The organism is Streptomyces sp. CLV115 (assembly GCF_038448545.1).
Classification (GTDB): domain Bacteria; phylum Actinomycetota; class Actinomycetes; order Streptomycetales; family Streptomycetaceae; genus Streptomyces; species Streptomyces sanglieri.
Window position 1 is genome coordinate 1 of the sequence record NZ_JBCEWQ010000308.1, and the last position, 3,380, is coordinate 3,380.

General features: G+C 71.7%; 2 protein-coding genes. Both read left to right on the top strand.

Going from position 1 to position 3,380, the window contains the following annotated elements:
* Nucleotides 1-278 precede the first annotated feature (278 nt).
* A complete protein-coding gene (locus AADR41_RS41640) occupies nucleotides 279-1,724 on the top strand; it encodes an MFS transporter (protein WP_342287645.1) in 1,446 nt (481 codons plus the stop codon).
* A gap of 93 nt (nucleotides 1,725-1,817) precedes the next feature.
* Nucleotides 1,818-3,380 (top strand): FGGY family carbohydrate kinase (locus AADR41_RS41645; protein WP_342287646.1); only part of this gene is annotated, 1,563 nt, incomplete at its 3' end.

Below are 3,380 nucleotides of genomic sequence, written 5' to 3' on the forward strand. Positions count from 1 at the left end.
GGACCGCCCCCCCCCCCCCCGCGCACACCCCGGCCACTTCGACGGCCCCGCTCCGCGGGAGCCATGTCACGTTCAGGTAACCTGCCGGAAACCCTTGACGTTTCTCCTGGCGCGTTCTTAACCTCACTGCGTAGTTCGCATTCCTTGCAGTTCACGTGCTGCGGCGCTTTCCGCAGTGTTTTGACAGGCACAGACATAGACCACCTGTCGGTGGTTTCGTCATGCCTGTTTTTTTGTGCTCCCCGTGCCGCCGATGGGTCTTCCTCGAAGGCGGATTCATGGCACAACGTCCGAGCGTCAAAGGCGTCGCCGACGTCGTTGCGCTCATCGATGGGCTGGGAAAGATCACCGGCCGGGCGCAGGTCATCTGGTTTCTCGTGTTCGGCGGGCTGTTCCTCGACGCCTACTCGAACGCCGCGCTGAGCGCCGGCCTGGGGCCGATGACGTCCCAGATGGAGCTCACCAGCACGCAGGTCTCGATCCTCACGGCCACCGCTCCGGCCCTGGCGATCATCTTCAACCCGGTCGGCGGCTGGCTCGCCACCCGGATCGGCCGCGTTCCCCCGCTGCTCATCGCCAAGGTGTTCGCGATCGCGGGCGCCCTGCTGGCCGCCTTCGCCGGTGACTTCACCGTGGTCTGGCTCGGCCGGGTCCTGGTGGGTGTCGCCTACGGCATCGACTTCGCCGTCGCCATGGCGCTGCTGGCCGAATACACGCCCGCGAAGCTGGGCGGCCGGCTGAACCTGTGGCAGGCGGTCTGGTACGTCGCCACCACCAGCAACCTCGCGCTCGCCCTGCTCTTCTTCAACCTGGACGTCGGCGCGGACATCTGGCGCTGGTCGGTCGGCTCGGCCGCGGTCGTCGCCGCCGCCCTGCTGGTGGGCCAGTGGCTGATGCTGCGGGAGAGTCCCACCTGGCTGGCGAGCAAGGGCCGGCTGGACGAGGCCGTCGCCAACCTGGACAGGATCTACCGGATCAAGGCCGTCGCCGGGAAGCCGGACGAGGCGACCCGCGCCGCCACCGAGGCGCCCGCCATCGGCTTCCGCCAGGCCGGGGTGCTCTTCAAGGGCGAGTACCTGCCCCGGACGGTCCTCTCCTCGGTCATCTCGCTCGGGCAGTCGATGCAGTACTTCGCGGTCGGCTGGTACCTCCCGCTGATCAGCCTGACGATCTTCGGCGAGAGCTTCGAGAAGGCCACGATCGGCTCGATGGTCTTCAACGCCTTCGGTATCGCGGGCGGTCTGCTCTCCGCCTACTTCGGCCGCCGGCTCGGACTGCGGCTCAGCTCCGCCGCCGGTTTCGCCGGGGTGTTCGTGGCGCTGCTCGCGATGGGGCTGACCTTCGAGAAGGTGCCCACCGCCGTGGCGTTCCTGCTGCCGGTGCTGTTCATCCTCTGCCACTCCGCGGGCCCCGGCGCCAACGGCAAGTCCATCGCGGCGCTCTCCTACAGCAGCGACGTACGGGCGCTGGGCACCGGTGTCACCGGGATGGTCGGCAGCTTCGGCAGTGTCGTCGGGCTGTACGTCTTCCCGCAGATCAAGGACTCCCTCGGGCTCGCCGACACCTTCCTGGTGCTCTCCGTGGTGCCGCTGCTCGGACTGATCACCTGTCTGGCGATCAAGTGGGATCCGACGAAGGCCGCCTCCCCCGACGAGGCCGCCGGGCAGGACCGCTCCACGCCGGCCGGCTCACCGGAATCCGCCGGGTCCACGACCGCGCGCTGACCGGCCGCCGGGCCTCTCGCACCACACGATGGTCCCCTCCCCTCCCTGTTTCCCGCACGGCTCGCTCGCGATGCTCGCAATGAAAGGGCTGCAATGACGCAGACGTTCCCCGGCGCCGCCGCACGGCGCGGTGTGCTGTCCATCGACGAGGGCACCACGGGCACCCGGGCCGGAGTCGTCCTCGACTCCGGCGCCGCCCACGAGGTGTTCTACCGCTCGATCAAGGTCAGCCACCCGGACGACCTCTCGGTCGAGCAGGACCCGATGGAGATCTGGGCCGCCACCGTCGAGGTGGCGCGCCGGGCCGTCGGCCGGGCCCGCGAGGAGGGCATCGGGATCACCGCGGTGGCACTGTCCACCCAGCGGGCGACCGCGATGCTGTGGGACCGGGTGACCGGGCGGCCGCTGCTGCCCGCGGTGGTGTGGCAGGACCGGCGGTACGCGGCCGACCTCACCTCGTACGAGGCGGAGTGGGACGCCGCACTGCTGGCCCGCCAGGGCCGGCCGGTCGGCGCCCGCGCACCGTTCCTCTGGGCCGCCCGGCAGATCGCCGCGCACCCGGAGGTGGCCGCCGCGCACCGGGAGGGCCGACTGCTCTTCGGCACCGTCGACACCTGGCTGATCTGGCGGCTCACCGGCGGCGCCGTGCACGCCACGACACCGACGAACGCCGCCTCCACCGGTGGTTATCTGCTGGAGCGGCACGCCTGGGACAAGGAGTGGATCAGCCACCTCGGCTTCCCCCTCGACCTGCTTCCGGAGCTCCGTTCCGACGACGCCGGATTCGGCACCACCGACCCGGCCGCCCTCGGCATCGCCGTCCCGCTGGCCGCCTCCATGGGCGACCAGCACGCCGCACTCGTCGCGCTCGGCGGCCTCGCCGCCGGGCAGGGCATGTGCGTCTACGGGACCGGCGCCTTCGTCGACGCGGCGACCGGCACCACGCCCGCCCTGCCCCGGCCGGACATCTCCGGGGTGCTCGCCCAGCCCGGCCGGCGGCAGGGCGACATCAGCCACTACAGCCTGGAGGCGTACACCTCCACGGCGGGCTCGGCACTGAACTGGCTCTGCGACGACCTGGGCCTGTTCACGTCGCCGAAGGAGCTCGGTGAGGAGGCGGGCCGGGTCCCCACCCGGCCCGGCCGCACCCCGCGTTTCGTCCCGGCTCTCGCCGGGGTCCGTACGCCGGTCTGGCACCCGGAGGCCACCGCCGCCCTCACCGGGCTCACCCTCGCCACCACCCGCGCCGACCTCGCCCGCGCCGTGCTCGACGGGATCGCTCACTCGGTGTGCGACCTGATCGACGGCGTCGCCGACACCATGGGCACCCCGTTCACCCGGCTCCGGGTCGGCGGCGGGGTCTCCGGCAGCGACCCGCTCATGCAGACCCAGGCCGACCTGACCGGCCTGCCGCTGGAGCGGGTCTCCGACTCCGCGACCGCCAGCCTGCGGGGCACCGCGTATCTCGCCGGTGTCGCGCAGGGCCTGTGGTCCTCGCTCGAAGAGGTCGTCGAGGCCCAGCCGCTCGGCCGGATCTTCGAACCCGCGATCACCGCGGCCGAGCGCACCGCCCAGCGGTCCGCCTGGCGCGACGTGCTGATCGCCCACCTCGGCGACCCCGCACTGCTCCCCCTGAAGGCCCCCGAACCTCACACC